At 45.5% G+C, this 15,314-nt stretch carries 16 protein-coding genes; all 16 read left to right on the top strand.

Annotated elements, in window-relative coordinates; all coding sequences use genetic code 11:
- The 16 genes from mcsB to nusG all read left to right on the top strand — a co-directional run bounded on the left by mcsB (position 1) and on the right by nusG (position 15,162).
- Positions 1 to 1,086 carry a protein-arginine kinase McsB gene (gene mcsB / locus AB5N96_RS03450; protein ID WP_392455456.1) on the top strand — a complete coding sequence of 362 codons (1,086 nt, stop codon included), beginning with the start codon at positions 1 to 3 and terminating at the stop codon, positions 1,084 to 1,086.
- On the top strand, positions 1,076 to 3,538 hold the full coding sequence (locus AB5N96_RS03445; RefSeq protein ID WP_499704635.1) for an ATP-dependent Clp protease ATP-binding subunit: 2,463 nt from the start codon (positions 1,076 to 1,078) through the stop codon (positions 3,536 to 3,538). The genes mcsB and AB5N96_RS03445 overlap by 11 nt, the downstream gene beginning before the upstream one ends.
- 106 nt (positions 3,539 to 3,644) lie before the next feature.
- A complete protein-coding gene (radA, locus tag AB5N96_RS03440; RefSeq protein ID WP_499704634.1) occupies positions 3,645 to 5,015 on the top strand; it encodes a DNA repair protein RadA in 1,371 nt (456 codons plus the stop codon).
- Positions 5,016 to 5,318: 303 nt separating this feature from the next.
- Positions 5,319 to 6,398 carry a PIN/TRAM domain-containing protein gene (locus AB5N96_RS03435; protein WP_499704633.1) on the top strand — a complete coding sequence of 360 codons (1,080 nt, stop codon included), beginning with the start codon at positions 5,319 to 5,321 and terminating at the stop codon, positions 6,396 to 6,398.
- Between the two features lie 61 nt (positions 6,399 to 6,459).
- Positions 6,460 to 7,149, top strand: a complete 690-nt coding sequence (gene ispD / locus AB5N96_RS03430; RefSeq protein WP_499704632.1) for a 2-C-methyl-D-erythritol 4-phosphate cytidylyltransferase — start codon at positions 6,460 to 6,462, stop codon at positions 7,147 to 7,149.
- Positions 7,149 to 7,622 carry a 2-C-methyl-D-erythritol 2,4-cyclodiphosphate synthase gene (gene ispF / locus AB5N96_RS03425; protein WP_204591450.1) on the top strand — a complete coding sequence of 158 codons (474 nt, stop codon included), beginning with the start codon at positions 7,149 to 7,151 and terminating at the stop codon, positions 7,620 to 7,622. Before ispD ends, ispF begins: the two co-directional genes overlap by 1 nt.
- Before the next feature lie 62 nt (positions 7,623 to 7,684).
- Complete coding sequence (gltX, locus tag AB5N96_RS03420) at positions 7,685 to 9,148, top strand: glutamate--tRNA ligase (RefSeq protein ID WP_499704631.1); 1,464 nt, start codon at positions 7,685 to 7,687, stop codon at positions 9,146 to 9,148.
- 491 nt (positions 9,149 to 9,639) lie between these two features.
- Positions 9,640 to 10,299, top strand: coding sequence for a serine O-acetyltransferase (gene cysE / locus AB5N96_RS03415; RefSeq protein ID WP_499704630.1), 660 nt, complete (start codon positions 9,640 to 9,642; stop codon positions 10,297 to 10,299).
- On the top strand, positions 10,296 to 11,696 hold the full coding sequence (cysS, locus tag AB5N96_RS03410) for a cysteine--tRNA ligase (protein WP_499704629.1): 1,401 nt from the start codon (positions 10,296 to 10,298) through the stop codon (positions 11,694 to 11,696). Before cysE ends, cysS begins: the two co-directional genes overlap by 4 nt.
- Before the next feature lies 1 nt (position 11,697).
- On the top strand, positions 11,698 to 12,114 hold the full coding sequence (locus tag AB5N96_RS03405) for a Mini-ribonuclease 3 (RefSeq protein WP_204591458.1): 417 nt from the start codon (positions 11,698 to 11,700) through the stop codon (positions 12,112 to 12,114).
- Positions 12,111 to 12,872, top strand: coding sequence for a 23S rRNA (guanosine(2251)-2'-O)-methyltransferase RlmB (gene rlmB, locus AB5N96_RS03400; protein WP_204591460.1), 762 nt, complete (start codon positions 12,111 to 12,113; stop codon positions 12,870 to 12,872). Before AB5N96_RS03405 ends, rlmB begins: the two co-directional genes overlap by 4 nt.
- Before the next feature lies 1 nt (position 12,873).
- The gene (locus AB5N96_RS03395) at positions 12,874 to 13,386 is read left to right on the top strand and encodes an NYN domain-containing protein (protein ID WP_204591461.1); all 513 of its coding nucleotides are present in this window, start codon (positions 12,874 to 12,876) and stop codon (positions 13,384 to 13,386) included.
- Between the two features lie 63 nt (positions 13,387 to 13,449).
- Positions 13,450 to 14,094 (top strand): RNA polymerase sporulation sigma factor SigH, encoded by a 645-nt coding sequence (gene sigH / locus AB5N96_RS03390; RefSeq protein WP_204591463.1) that lies wholly within the window; start codon positions 13,450 to 13,452, stop codon positions 14,092 to 14,094.
- A gap of 78 nt (positions 14,095 to 14,172) precedes the next feature.
- Positions 14,173 to 14,316: a 50S ribosomal protein L33 gene (rpmG, locus tag AB5N96_RS03385; RefSeq protein WP_204591465.1), complete on the top strand. Its 144-nt coding sequence runs from the start codon at positions 14,173 to 14,175 to the stop codon at positions 14,314 to 14,316.
- A gap of 41 nt (positions 14,317 to 14,357) precedes the next feature.
- Positions 14,358 to 14,543, top strand: a complete 186-nt coding sequence (gene secE / locus AB5N96_RS03380; protein WP_204591467.1) for a preprotein translocase subunit SecE — start codon at positions 14,358 to 14,360, stop codon at positions 14,541 to 14,543.
- 85 nt (positions 14,544 to 14,628) lie between these two features.
- Complete coding sequence (nusG, locus tag AB5N96_RS03375; protein WP_204591469.1) at positions 14,629 to 15,162, top strand: transcription termination/antitermination protein NusG; 534 nt, start codon at positions 14,629 to 14,631, stop codon at positions 15,160 to 15,162.
- Positions 15,163 to 15,314: the final 152 nt, after the last annotated feature.

Raw genomic sequence — 15,314 nt, 5'->3', positions numbered from 1 at the left:
GTGGATATGAATCGCTTTTTAAAAAATCAAGTGACCAGTTGGATGGAAAGCTCAGGAGAATATGCGGATATTGTCATGAGCACGCGAATCCGATTGGCTCGAAATATAGAAGGTTTTAAGTTTCCTCTGGCATTTACTGAGGACGAGGCGCATAAAATCGAACAGACTGTCTCAGGCATTTTGCTTGACCAGGAAAACTTATCGCACGAGTTTACGTCTTATCAGATGAAGCAATTAGATGCACTCGATAAACAAGTCTTGATTGAAAAACATTTAATCAGCCCAAGCTTAATTGAATCTGAGCATGAAGCGGCAGCTGTCATTTCTGAAGATGAATCTCTTAGCATCATGATCAACGAAGAAGATCATTTGCGCATACAGTGCATACTCCCTGGTCTTCAATTAGAAGAGGCGTACAAACAAGCGCGGGAAATCGACCGGACACTTGACCGCAACGTTCGCTATGCGTTTGATGAGAAGTATGGTTATTTAACGACATGCCCGACCAATACAGGAACAGGTCTCCGTGCGTCCGTCATGATGCACTTGCCGGCCTTGACCGCTACGAAACAAATGGCTCGTATCGCACCTATCATCAACCGTCTTGGCATGGTTGTGCGAGGCATTTATGGAGAAGGCAGTGAAGCTCTCGGGAATGTCTACCAAGTATCCAACCAAGTAACACTAGGTAAAGCGGAAGTCGAGATTTTACAAGAACTGAAAGGCTTGACGACCCAATTGATTGAAAAAGAACGGGAAGCGCGCGAAGCACTGCTTTCCCATTCACGCATAACACTAGAGGATAAGTTGTTTCGCTCACTAGGCACACTGCGCTACGCCCGGATGTTGACGACAGAAGAAGCAGCACAATGTCTATCCGACGTCCGGTTAGCAATCGACTTAGCTATCATTCGAAACGTCAACAAAACGATTTTGAATGAATGTATGGTATTTATGCAGCCTGGATTTTTACAGCACTATGCCGGTTCTACATTGTCCCCGAAAGACCGCGATGTGTTTCGGGCAAAAATGATTAGGGAACGGTTGACTATAGAAGAAAAAGGAGAGAACTCATATGATGTTTAATCGTTTTACACAGCGCTCACAAAAAGTACTTCAACTCGCTCAAGAAGAAGCGATTCGTTTAAAGCATGAAGCAATTGGCACTGAACATATTTTGTTAGGTCTGATTCGTGAAGGGAACGGCATTGCGGCGAAAGCGTTAGAGGCTAGTAACGTCGATCCAAAGGCGATTGAAGAAGGCATTGAAGAATTAGTCGGAACGGGCGAAAAAGATGTTGGTCCGATTGTGCACTATACACCACGTGCTAAAAAAGTCATTGAACTCTCAGTCGACGAATCACGTAAACTTGGTCATTCTTATATTGGGACAGAACACTTGCTACTTGCACTGATTCGTGAAGGGGAGGGTGTAGCGGCTCGCGTTCTAAGTAACGCTGGTATCAGCTTAAACAAAACACGTCAACAAGTGCTTCACTTACTCGGTAGCAGTGAACAAGCAAACAATTCATCTTCGACATCGTCTGCCGCAACTGCAAGCACGCCAACGCTTGACGGTCTTGCACGTGACCTTACACAGATTGCACGTGAAGGCACATTAGATCCAGTGATTGGTCGTAGCAAAGAAATTACGCGTGTAATCGAAATCTTAGCGCGTCGTACAAAGAACAACCCAGTGCTTATTGGAGAGCCTGGTGTTGGTAAGACCGCAATCGCAGAAGGACTTGCGCAGCAAATCGTACACAACGAAGTGCCTGAAATCTTGCGTGACAAACGCGTTATGACACTGGATATGGGGACGGTTGTAGCAGGTACGAAATACCGCGGAGAATTTGAAGATCGTTTGAAAAAAGTAATGGATGAAATTCGCCAAGCAGGCAACATCATCTTGTTCATTGATGAACTTCACACATTGATTGGTGCAGGGGGAGCAGAAGGTGCGATTGACGCATCTAACATTCTAAAACCAGCACTAGCACGTGGTGAACTGCAATGTATCGGTGCGACAACACTTGATGAGTACCGCAAATACATTGAAAAAGATGCGGCTTTAGAACGTCGTTTCCAGCCAATCCAAGTGGACGAACCATCTGTTGAAGAAGCGATTCAAATCATCTATGGTCTGCGCGACCGTTACGAAGCGCATCACCGTGTGAAAATCACAGATGCAGCGGTAGAAGCGGCAGTTAAAATGTCAGACCGCTATATTTCGGACCGTTTCCTACCGGATAAAGCAATTGATCTGATTGATGAAGCAGGGTCGAAAGTACGCCTACGCTCATACACGACACCGCCGAACTTAAAAGAGATGGAACAACAACTTGAAAGCTTACGTTCTGAGAAAAACGCAGCCGTACAAAGCCAAGAGTTTGAAAAGGCTGCATCGTTCCGCGATAAAGAACAAAAGTTAAAAGAAGAACTTGAGAAATTGAAAGACAACTGGAAAGAAAAGCAAGGGAAAGCAGAAACAGAAGTGACTGTCGAAGATATCGCAACTGTCGTTTCGATGTGGTCAGGTGTACCGGTCTCAAAACTGGCGCAAACGGAGTCAGACAAACTGTTGAAACTCGAAGATACATTGCACAAACGCGTCATCGGACAATCGGAAGCAGTCGATGCCATTTCTCGTGCGATTCGTCGAGCACGTGCTGGACTTAAAGATCCAAAACGTCCAATCGGTTCATTTATTTTCTTAGGGCCAACTGGTGTTGGTAAAACAGAACTTGCGCGTGCACTCGCTGAAGTAATGTTTGGAGATGAAGATTCAATGATTCGTATCGATATGTCTGAGTACATGGAGAAACACTCGACATCTCGCTTAGTCGGTTCACCTCCAGGGTATGTTGGCTTTGATGAGGGGGGTCAATTGACGGAGAAAGTGCGTCGCAAACCTTACTCTGTCATCTTATTAGATGAAATTGAAAAAGCGCACCCAGATGTATTTAACATCTTGCTTCAAGTGTTAGAAGATGGGCGTTTGACAGATTCGAAAGGACGTACAGTCGACTTCCGTAATACAGTGGTCATCATGACTTCAAACGTCGGAGCAGACGCTGTGAAGTACAACAAGTACGTTGGTTTCAATCTTCAAGAAGCAGGTTCTTCTAAAGACTATAAAGACATGAAGTCAAAAATGCTTGAAGAGTTGAAAAAAGCATTCCGCCCAGAGTTCTTGAACCGTCTCGATGAGATGATTGTGTTCCACTCATTAGAGCGCGAACACTTGAAAGAAATTGTCACACTTATGGCGAATCAGTTAACGAAACGCCTAAAAGAGCAAGATATCGAGCTGGAACTTACAGAAGCAGCAAAAGATAAAATTGCTAAAGAAGGGTATGACCCAGACTACGGAGCACGTCCATTACGCCGTGCGTTACAAAAGCACGTTGAAGATCGTTTATCAGAAGAAATTCTAAAAGGCGAAGTGCTGACAGGTCAATACATCATCTTTGATGTTGAAAATGATGAATTTGTCGTTCGTACAGAAAAAGCTCAAGCTGAAACTGTAACGGAATAGAAGCACGTTAGCACCCCGTTTCTTTGCAGGAATGGGGTGCTATTTTTCGTATAGAAGAAAGTACGTTATACTGAGAACTAGAACGCCCGTTCCTAAGGAGGACTTTATGGCAAAGAGAAAAACAAAATTTATGTGTAATGATTGTGGCTATGAATCACCAAAATGGATGGGAAAATGTCCAGGGTGCGGCCACTGGAATACGATGGTGGAAGAAGTGGAGGTCGTCAGCAAAGGGCCGAAACGTTCTTTTGTAACATCTGATGGACCGAGTATGAAAGCGACGCCGATTGTTTCGGTGCAAACACAAGAAGAACCACGAGTTGATACGTCACTTGAAGAACTGAACCGTGTGCTAGGTGGTGGGATTGTCCCAGGCTCCTTAGTCCTTATCGGTGGAGACCCGGGGATCGGCAAGTCTACGTTACTCCTTCAAGTATCTTCGCTCCTCGCGAATAAAAATATGCGCACACTCTACATTTCCGGAGAGGAATCCGTTCGCCAAACTAAATTACGTGCGGAACGACTCGGGGTCGCATCGAGCGAGTTGTATCTGTATGCAGAGACAAACCTTGAACTGATCAATGAAACGATTGAACAAGTAGAACCGAAGTTTGTCATCATCGACTCGATTCAAACTGTCCATCATCCAGATGTCACGAGTGCACCTGGTAGTGTGTCTCAAGTGCGTGAATGTACGGCAGAAATGATGCGTATTGCGAAAACGAAAAATATTGCCATCTTCTTGGTTGGTCACGTGACGAAAGAAGGGCAGATTGCAGGGCCGCGTCTTCTTGAACATATGGTGGATACCGTATTGTATTTTGAAGGAGAACGTCATCATACGTATCGCATTTTACGCTCCCAAAAAAATCGTTTTGGGTCCACGAATGAAATTGCGATTTTCGAAATGGTACAAGCGGGGTTAAAAGAAGTGTTGAACCCGTCGGAACTATTCTTACAGGAACGCTCGCACGGTGCGCCTGGTTCGGCAATTGTCGCGTCAATGGAAGGTACCCGACCGATTTTGGTTGAAATCCAGGCGCTGGTTACCCAGTCGAGTTTCAACTATCCAAAGCGTATGGCAACAGGTGTCGATCAAAACCGTGTTTCTCTATTAATGGCTGTTCTAGAAAAGCGAATGGGTATGCTTTTACAGTCGCAAGATGCTTATATCAAAGTAGCGGGTGGGGTAAAACTCGACGAACCATCCATTGACCTTGCCATACTAGTAAGTGTTGTCTCTAGTTTCCGAGACACCGGTGCAAACCCAACAGACGTCTTTATCGGTGAAGTAGGATTGACAGGTGAAATCCGTCGCGTGTCTCGTATTGAACAACGCGTGCAGGAAGCAGCGAAACTTGGTTTCAAACGTGCGATTGTGCCGGCGAGTAATTTAGGAGGTTGGGATTATCCGGCGGGCATCAGTGTGATTGGTGTAGAGACTGTGAATGAGGCTATGAAATTAGCATTTAATTAGATGTGGAGAACGCCATTTTTTAGTAGGTTCAATCTCTGGCGATCCGGCAGTGAGTTCCCAGGGGAGCATACCGGAGCCTCCTCTTGGCATACGAGAAGCTTGCACTTCTCGCCTCCACTGCGGGGTCTCCGCTATACTCTGATTCCCAAGGAACTCACTACCTCCTCTTGTCGATTGAAAATGACGACAATATAGTGGAAACTTACTTCACTTCCCAGGATTAAATACTCTTTAAGGCTCTGCATGGACGTCCGTTTCAAGGAAAGCGTATAATGAAAAGACAACTGATGAGGAGGTGGAAGTATGCTTAAATGGATCATTCAAATCGCATTTGTGTTGATTGGTGGTACACTCGGGTTATTTTTCTTACCGCACTTATACGAAGCAATGAATTTATCCGACAACCCGTGGATTGCCAATCCGTACGTATCCATTTTAGTAGGAGCCATTTTATTATATGTGGCCGCATTGTTCATTACAGATTATCTCGTAACATTTATCCGATTCATGGAAGAACGACTCTTGAACACTCCGGTGTGGGACTTGGTATTTGGAACAATTGGTCTTGTGCTCGGTCTTGTAGTGGCATTTTTATTAGGAACTGCCATCGACACACTCGAGTTACCTGCCATTGGATCCGTCGTTCCAGTCGTATTGTCCCTGGTTCTAGGGTACCTAGGTTTTCAGGTTGGATTTAAAAAGCGTGAAGAGATGATGTCGATTTTCTCTGGTTCTCGAGGAACAGTGAAAAAGCGTGGGGAAGAAGAGGTCGCGGTTGTGGACGCGCCGAACTATAAATTGCTCGATACAAGTGTCATTATTGACGGACGAATTGCTGATATTTCGGATACGGGCTTCCTAGAAGGGACGCTTGTCGTACCCCAGTTCGTGTTAACCGAATTGCAACATATCGCCGACTCTTCAGATACACTTAAGCGTACACGCGGTCGCCGAGGACTCGATGTATTAAAGCGTCTGCAAGCTGAACGGACGACACCTATCGAAATCGTGGAAGACGATTTTGAGGACGTGCATGAAGTAGACTTGAAACTGGTGCGATTAGCGAAGAAGAAAAAAGGGATAGTCATGACCAATGATTTTAACCTGAATAAGGTATGTGAGTTACATAATGTACCGGTTCTCAATATTAATGATCTTGCCAATGCTGTGAAACCAGTCGTTATCCCAGGTGAAGTCATGCAAGTTGTGATCATCAAAGACGGGAAAGAGCAAAATCAAGGCGTGGCTTACTTAGATGATGGTACGATGATTGTTGTTGAAGGTGGAAAATCGTATATCAATCAAGCGATCCAAGTGGAAGTGACAAGTGTTCTTCAGACATCTGCAGGACGCATGATTTTTGCAAAGCCACTTGAAAAATAAGTTCAGGATCTCGGGCACGTTCGTGTACCGGGATTCCGTCTGTTTAGAAAGGTGTTTCACTATGAACTATACAGTCGTACTGCCGGCTGCCGGAAGTGGAAAGCGGATGGGAGCAGCGTATAATAAATTATTTCTAAAGTTGAATGGCAAACCGATACTTGCACACACATTGGAAGTATTTCAACTAGATCCGTGGTGTGAAGAAATTGTTCTTGCGATTAAAGAACAAGAACAACAAGATGTTGAAAATTTGATTACACAGTATCAACTGACAAAGGTGACAAAGCTCGTACAAGGTGGAGATGAACGTCAACACAGTGTTTATGCAGCACTTCAAGCAGCAAGTGGTGCAGAAATCGTACTCGTCCACGACGCGGCACGCCCCTTCATCTTGCAAGAGACGATTCATGCACTCGTTGAAAAAGCAACAGCGAGCGGCGGTGCAATCGCCGCAGTAAAAGCAAAAGATACGATGAAACGAGTGGTAGATGGCCAAGTGCAAGAGACGATTGACCGTGAAACTTTGTGGTCTGTTCAGACGCCCCAAGCGTTTCAGTATGAATTGCTAATGAAAGCGGCGCGTCAAGCAGATGAACAGGGTTTTTTAGGGACCGATGAAGCGATGCTTGCAGAACTAGCGGGCATTCCAGTTTATGTTGTGGAGAGTTCGTATGACAATCAAAAAATGACGACACCAGAAGACCTGGTGCTTGGAGAAGGAATTTTAAAACTTAGAGAGGAGACAAAGTAATGCGTATTGGACAAGGATTTGATGTACATGCTTTTGAAGAAGGGCGCCCATTAATTATTGGAGGAATCACAGTTCCCCACGAAAGAGGTCTTGTCGGCCATTCGGATGCAGATGTTCTGCTACATACGATTACAGATGCGGCACTTGGAGCAATCGGCGAAGGAGACATTGGCCGTCACTTCCCAGATACGGACCCAGCATTTAAAGACGCAGATTCAGCGAAACTGCTCACACACTGCTGGAACATTGTAAAAGAAAAGGGCTATGTACTCGGCAATATTGACTGCACGATCATTGCACAGCGCCCGAAAATGGCTCCACACATTCCTGCGATGCGTGCCCGTATTGCAGAACTATTAGAAGCAGATGAGTCTCAAATCAACGTCAAAGCAACGACGACAGAGAAGCTAGGATTCCCGGGTCGTGAAGAAGGGATCGCTGCACTAGCAACGATTTTACTCGTACAAAAATAAACTTTCTCTATCTCGGCTCGAATGATAGAATGGTACAAGTGAATTTTAGAGGAGGAACACCCATGACAAACGAAGTACGCGTACGTTACGCACCGAGTCCGACTGGTCAATTGCATATCGGCGGTGCCCGTACAGCACTTTTTAACTATTTATTTGCGCGCCACCACGGCGGGAAATTTATCGTCCGAATTGAGGACACAGACATCGAACGCAACATCGAAGGCGGCGAATTGTCACAGCTTGATAACTTGCGCTGGTTAGGAATCGAGTACGATGAGTCTGTAGACATTGGCGGCGACTACGGTCCGTATCGTCAAATGGAACGTTTAGATATCTACAAAGAACATGCTGAAAAGATGCTTGCAGAAGGTCATGCTTACAAATGCTTCTGTTCATCAGAAGAGCTCGAAGCAGAGCGCGAGCGCCAAAAAGAAGCGGGAATTGCTGCTCCTATGTATAGCGGGAAATGTCGCAACCTTTCTGCAGAAGAAGTAGCTGCAAAAGAAGCGGCTGGAGAAGCTTATACAATTCGCATGCGTGTACCAGCGGATGTAACTTACACAATCGAAGATATGGTCCGTGGTACAGTCACGTTCGAATCCAAAGATGTGGGGGATTGGGTACTGGTTAAAGCAAACGGCATCCCAACATACAACTATGCGGTAGTATTAGATGATCACTTCATGAAGATCAGCCATGTTCTTCGTGGGGAAGAGCATCTTTCAAACACGCCAAAACAAATCATGGTATTCCATGCACTTGGTATGGAAGCGCCAAAATATGGCCACATGACGTTGATTATTAATGAGAGCCGTAAAAAACTTTCAAAACGTGATGAGTCCATCATTCAATTCATCACACAATATAAAAACTTAGGCTACCTTCCTGAAGCGATGTTCAACTTCTTCGCACTTCTTGGGTGGTCACCTGAAGGGGAAGAAGAAATCTTCTCAAAAGATCAGCTCATCGAATTATTTGATGAAAAGCGCCTTTCAAAGTCACCATCGATGTTTGATACGAATAAACTGACATGGATGAACAATCAATATATGAAAAAACTATCTGCTGAAGAAGTCGCTGCAATGGCCATCCCGCACTTGCAACAAGCAGGTAAGCTTCCTGCTGAATTGTCAGCGGAGCAAGCGGACTGGGCAAACCAGTTGGTTGCCTTGTATCAAGAACAAATGAGCTTTGGTGCTGAAATCGTGGAACTATCGGAGTTGTTCTTTGCCGACGAGTTAAACTATGATGATGAGGCAATGGCAGTTCTTAATGAAGAGCAAGTGCCTGCTGTTATGACAGCCTTCAAAGCACAACTTGAGACAATGGACACGCTAGAGGCAGATGCAATTAAAGCAGCAATTAAGGCTGTACAAAAAGAGACGGGCGCTAAAGGGAAAGGCTTATTCATGCCGATTCGTGTAGTTGCTACAGGGCAAACACATGGTCCGGATCTTCCGAATGCGATCGCCCTTCTTGGTAAAGAGAAAGTTCTTAAGCGCGTGGAAAAATTCGCGAATCAATAAGATTGACTTTCTGCACTAGGTGAGTAAAATTAGAACCACATATGAAAGCTTTGATGAGGAGAAGTAAAAGACGTAAGCTCCCGTAGAGAGGGTCACCACCGGCTGCAAGTGACCTGAGCCCATGCATCTTTGAAATGCACCTCTGAGCGCTGTGCTGAACAATCAGTAGGCCAGACGATTCGCCCTCGTTATCGGGTAGGAGAAGTGAAATCTTTTTTCGGGATTTCTCATCAGAGTGGAACCGTGCATACTGCGCCTCTGTCTAGTCGACCTGACTAGGTGGGGGCGTTTTTTTACGCGTATTTAATTGAGAAGCTACTTAAATGGCGGAATTAGTTTCCATAATATGACCCAGGGCACAAAACGTCTTGTTCAGGGCACAAAACCATCTTCACAGGGCATAAAACGTCCACTTCAGGGCACAAAGTCAACAGACGTCCATCAGTATTTAAAATCTTCATTATTCATCATTAACTCAAGGAGGAACTCCTATGTTCAAGCATATAAAAGAAGACATCGCCACCGTCTTCGAGCAAGATCCTGCAGCCCGCAGCGTCTTTGAAGTCGTGTTGACCTACTCCGGCCTTCACGCGATCTGGGCGCACCGAATCGCACATACTCTGTTTAAAAATAAACTATTTTTCTTGGCGCGTGCTGTTTCTCAAATTAGCCGCTTCTTCACGGGAATCGAGATTCATCCGGGGGCAAAAATCGGTCGCCGTTTCTTCATCGATCACGGCATGGGTGTCGTCATCGGTGAGACATGTGAAATTGGCGACGACTGCATTTTGTTCCAAGGCGTCACGCTCGGCGGGACCGGTAAAGAAAAAGGCAAACGTCATCCGACACTTGGAAATAACGTCCTAGTGGCAACTGGCGCAAAAGTACTTGGTTCCATCACACTTGGAGACAATAGCAAAGTCGGGGCGGGGTCTGTCGTATTAAAAGACGTCCCTGCGAACGCGACGGTCGTTGGAATCCCAGGAAAAGTCGTCGTGCTAGATGGTGTACGTGTGAAGCAAAACTTGAATCACCAAAACATTCCGGACCCTGTAGACGAACGCTGTCAGCAGATGGAAGACTGTATCGAAAAATTACAACGTGAGTTAGATCGCTTAAGTGCGCAATTACGAGAGGAGAGAGGACAATGAGCATCCGTATTTTTAATACACTAACGCGTGAAAAAGAAACATTCGTCCCGTTAGAAGAAGGAAAGGTCAAGATGTACGTCTGTGGCCCAACGGTTTACAACTACATCCATATCGGAAACGCTCGTCCTGTCATCGTCTACGATACAGTGCGAAACTATTTGAGCTATCGCGGATATGATGTGCACTTCGTTTCAAACTTTACGGATGTCGACGATAAAATCATCAAAGCAGCGAATGAACTCGGAGAAGATGTATCGGACCTGACAGAACGCTTTATTGAAGCTTACTTTGCTGATATCGAGGCGCTTGGGTGCAACCGGGCAGACGATCATCCCCGCGTAACTGAGCATATGGATCAGATTATCGACTTTATCAATGTCTTAATTGACAAAGGCTATGCTTATGAATCACAGGGAGACGTTTACTACCGAACGCGTAAATTTGATGGTTACGGCAAATTGTCGCACCAAGATATTAACGACTTGAAGAGTGGGGCACGAATTGAAGTCGGCGAGAAGAAAGAAGATGCGCTTGATTTCGCTTTATGGAAAGCAGCAAAGCCAGGGGAAATCTCATGGGAAAGTCCGTGGGGAGCAGGACGCCCTGGTTGGCACATTGAATGTTCAGTAATGGCACGCGATATCCTTGGCGACACAATCGATATTCATGCAGGTGGCCAAGACCTGACATTCCCGCACCATGAAAATGAAATCGCTCAGTCTGAAGCACACAACGACAAAGAGTTCGCACGCTACTGGATGCACAATGGCTATATCAACATCGACAACGAAAAAATGTCGAAGTCTTTAGGGAACTTTGTGCTCGTGAACGATATTCGTAACCATATCGATCCACAAGTGCTTCGCTTCTTCATGTTGAGTGTGCACTACCGCAACCCAATCAATTATTCTGGTGAACTTGTGGAACAAGCAGAAGCGGGACTTGACCGCATCCGCACGGCCTATGCAAATGTCGTTCACCGCTTAGAACACTCGGCAGACCTTGGAGATCAAGATGACATGTGGACATTCCAGTTGAACGAGCAGATTAAAGCGTATGAAGATGCGATGGATGACGATTTCAATACAGCAAACGCGATTGCGACATTATTTGAAATCGCGAAACAAGCAAACGTCTATTTGAAGCAGAACCAGACATCGGTTGCTGTGTTAACGGCATACGCGGCGACACTAGAGAAGTTTATGGCCGTTCTTGGATTGAACGTATCTTCAGAAAAAGAACTGTTAGACGAAGAAATCGATGCGTTGATTGAAGAACGCAATCAAGCACGAAAAGACCGCAATTTTGCACGTGCGGATGAAATTCGTGACCAATTAAAAGAAATGAACATCTTGCTCGAAGATACAGCACAAGGTGTTCGTTGGAAGCGAGGCTGACATGTCGTTACGTCCAGCTGATGTGAAACAACTGAATGCCCTCGCGCTCGCCTATATGGGAGATGCTGTTCTTGAACGGGCGGTTCGTGAGCACCTTCTTGTGAACGGGATGATTCGCCCGAATGCCTTACACCGAGAAGCTACGAACTATGTATCTGCAAAAGCCCAGAGCGCTATTGTGCATGACATGATGGAAAACAACTTCCTGACAGAAGACGAACTTGCGACGTATCGCCGTGGCCGCAATGCGAAGTCTGGAACGGTCCCGAAAAACACAGACGTCCAAACATACCGAGCAAGTACAGGGTTTGAGGCGGTACTAGGTAGCCTTTATCTGCGAGGAGACCATGACCGTGTCGAACAACTTTTAACCTATGCGATCACCGCAATTGATAGCCGAAAGGAGGCCGCAAAATGACTGAAAAACATGAACAGACCGGAGAGATTATTGCCGGGAAAAACCCCGTCCTCGAATCATTAAAGGCCGGACGAGAAATGAACAAAATTTGGATTGGCGAAGGAACGCAAAAAACCGGCGTCACGGAAATTATCAAACTCGCAAAGGAATCGGGCATCGTCGTCCAGTTCGTTCCGAAGAAAAAACTCGACCAACTGACAGATTCGGTCCACCAAGGAGTCGTCGCATCAGTTGCTGCATACACATACGCAGAGCTTGATGATATTTTGGCCCTAGCAGAAAGTCGCAAAGAAGACCCATTCATCTTAATTTTAGACGAGCTAGAAGATCCTCATAATCTGGGGTCGATTTTACGAACAGCGGATGCAGTGGGTGTTCACGGAATCATCATTCCAAAGCGCCGTGCAGTTGGATTGACAGCGGTCGTTGCAAAAGCGTCAACTGGCGCAATTGAACACGTACCTGTTCATCGCGCTACAAACTTAGCGCAAACCATTGATGAGTTAAAGAAGAAGGGTGTTTGGATCGCAGGAACTGATGCAAAAGGCTCGACAGATTACCGTCGTATGGATGCAACACTTCCACTAGCTGTCATCATTGGAGGCGAAGGGAAAGGGATGGGCCGCTTGTTACGTGACAAGTGTGACTTCCTGTACCATTTGCCGATGATTGGTCACGTGACAAGTTTAAACGCGTCCGTAGCAGCTTCTCTCTTGATGTACGAAGTGTATCGAAACCGTCAGCCACTAGGTAATTAACATGAAGCAGATCCTTCTTGTAGACGGCTATAATATCATCGGTGCTTGGCAAGAGCTGCGCGTGTTAAAAGATAGCAAGCTCTTAGATGCCAGGGACCGGTTGATTGAACACATGGCAGAATATCAAGCCTTTATGGGATGTGAGGTCATCATTGTATTCGATGCCCACCTCGTCCCAGGGATCGAGTCGAAGGAAAACAAATACAAATTACAAATTATTTATACACGTGAGAATGAAACTGCGGATGAGCGGATAGAGAAGCTTGCTGCCCAACTCATCAACCGACGGACAGAAGTGGTCGTAGCTACGTCGGACTCTATCGAACAATGGGTCATCTTTGCGCAAGGAGCGCTCCGCAAGTCCGCGCGGGAGCTTGAAATCGAAATGGAACTTGTGGAGAAACAAATCACAAAAGAAGTTCGGTCTATTCAGTCTTCCAATGCCCATTCAAAGATTCCTTTGACGTCAGAAGTTGCAGAAATTTTCGAAAAATGGCGCCGAGGATTGAAATGATGCATTGAAGGCGCTTACCATCTTCTGTATACTAAAGGTAACAAGCGCATCCGAGGTGACTTCATGGATAAGACAGCACATGGGCATGCCCCCTTCTCACAACTGGCAGATGACGCCGTTCTCGAGCTCATCCATGCCGGCAATACCGAAGCACTGGATTTTCTGATCACCAAATACAAGCCACTCGTCCGTATGAAAGCCAAATCCTATTTTTTGATAGGAGCGGACCGGGAGGATATTTTGCAAGAGGGCATGATTGGCCTTTATAAAGCCATTCGTGACTTTCGTGAGGAAAAATTAACGTCTTTCCGAGCCTTTGCGGAACTTTGTATCACACGTCAAATTATTACGGCGATCAAGACGGCGACGCGTCAAAAGCACATCCCGTTGAACTCGTACGTCTCCCTTGATAAACCCGTTTATTTTGACGAAGATTCTGAACGGACACTGCTTGATACCATTGCCAGCACGGTGATCGATGACCCGGAACAATTGGTGATTAGCCAAGAGAGTTTTGATTTCATTGAAGAGAAGATGGGGGAGATGTTGAGTGATTTGGAGCAGCAAGTGCTCATGCTCTACATCGAGGGTCAGTCGTACCAGGAAATCTCGGAACAGTTAAACCGGCATGTCAAATCGATTGATAATGCTTTGCAGCGTGTCAAAAGAAAATTGGAACGTTATGCAGAAGTAAGTGTTATGAGTTGAGTACTTGACGCGCTGTTGACAGAGGAAATATCAGGTGGTACGCTTGTAAAAGACTTTACACGCCGAGAGGTGATGGTTATGTCGCAAAAAATGAGTTTAAGTTGTACACAGTGTGGCAGTCGTAATTATACGGTGCCTGCCAAAACCACATCAACGCGTGTTGAACGCAAGAAATTTTGTGCGCATTGCAATGCACATACACTTCATAAGCAAACACTGTAAACATACATCGCAAGATCCCACGCATGGAGGTTTTAGCTCGAATGGCTAATGTAGGTAATTTCTTTAAAAACGTCGTTTCTGAGATGCGTAAGGTCAGCTGGCCACGCCGCAAGGAACTTACACGTTACACAATTATTGTATTGTCCACGGTTGTAGTTGTAGCTTTATTTTTTGCTGTTATCGATTTAGGAATTACTGAGTTGTTCCGTTGGTATCTTGACCTGTAAATCACAGCAAATTGATATGTGAACGAATAGCCCGTCCTAAAACGGGTTTTTTCATTTGGAGAGAAAAAAGGAGGATTCCACACCGATGGAGAAGAATTGGTATGTCGTCCACACGTATTCTGGGTATGAGAACAAAGTAAAAGCAAACCTTGAAAAACGCGTTGAGACGATGGGAATGCAAGACAAGATTTTCCGCGTCATCATTCCAGAAGAGCAAGAGACAGATTATAAAGATGGTAAAAAGCGCACAGTGATGCGTAAAACATTCCCAGGCTACGTTTTGGTCGAATTGATCATGACGGATGACGCTTGGTATGTGGTACGTAACACACCAGGTGTAACAGGGTTTATTGGGTCATCAGGTGGAGGAACAAAACCAACACCACTTCTTCCAGAAGAAGTTGATTTCATCCTGAAACAAATGGGCATGTCCGAGCGCAAAGTCGAAATGGACTTTGATATCGGCGAGCTAGTTGAAGTGCTTGAAGGGCCGTTTGCACACTTCCAAGGCAAAGTGGAAGCAATCGATGGCGCGAAAGGCAAGATCACAGTTTCCGTCGACATGTTCGGTCGTGAAACGAATATGGAACTTGATTACGAGCAAGTTCAAAAAATATAATTCCGATTGCTACTTGCAGAACGTTGGAAATTATAGTATCATTTCAAAGGTCAGGCTGAAAAAGTCTGCCTAACAAATTTTATTACTGTAAGCAGCGAAATCGCTGAGAGACAGATATTGAGTGGGAGGGGCAACCCTATTACCACATCACG

The sequence above is a fragment of the Chryseomicrobium imtechense genome, assembly GCF_041475995.1.
In the GTDB taxonomy this organism is placed as follows: domain Bacteria; phylum Bacillota; class Bacilli; order Bacillales_A; family Planococcaceae; genus Chryseomicrobium; species Chryseomicrobium aureum.
Note: the sequence above shows the minus strand (reverse complement) of the source record. Positions and strands in the feature narration are given on the sequence as shown.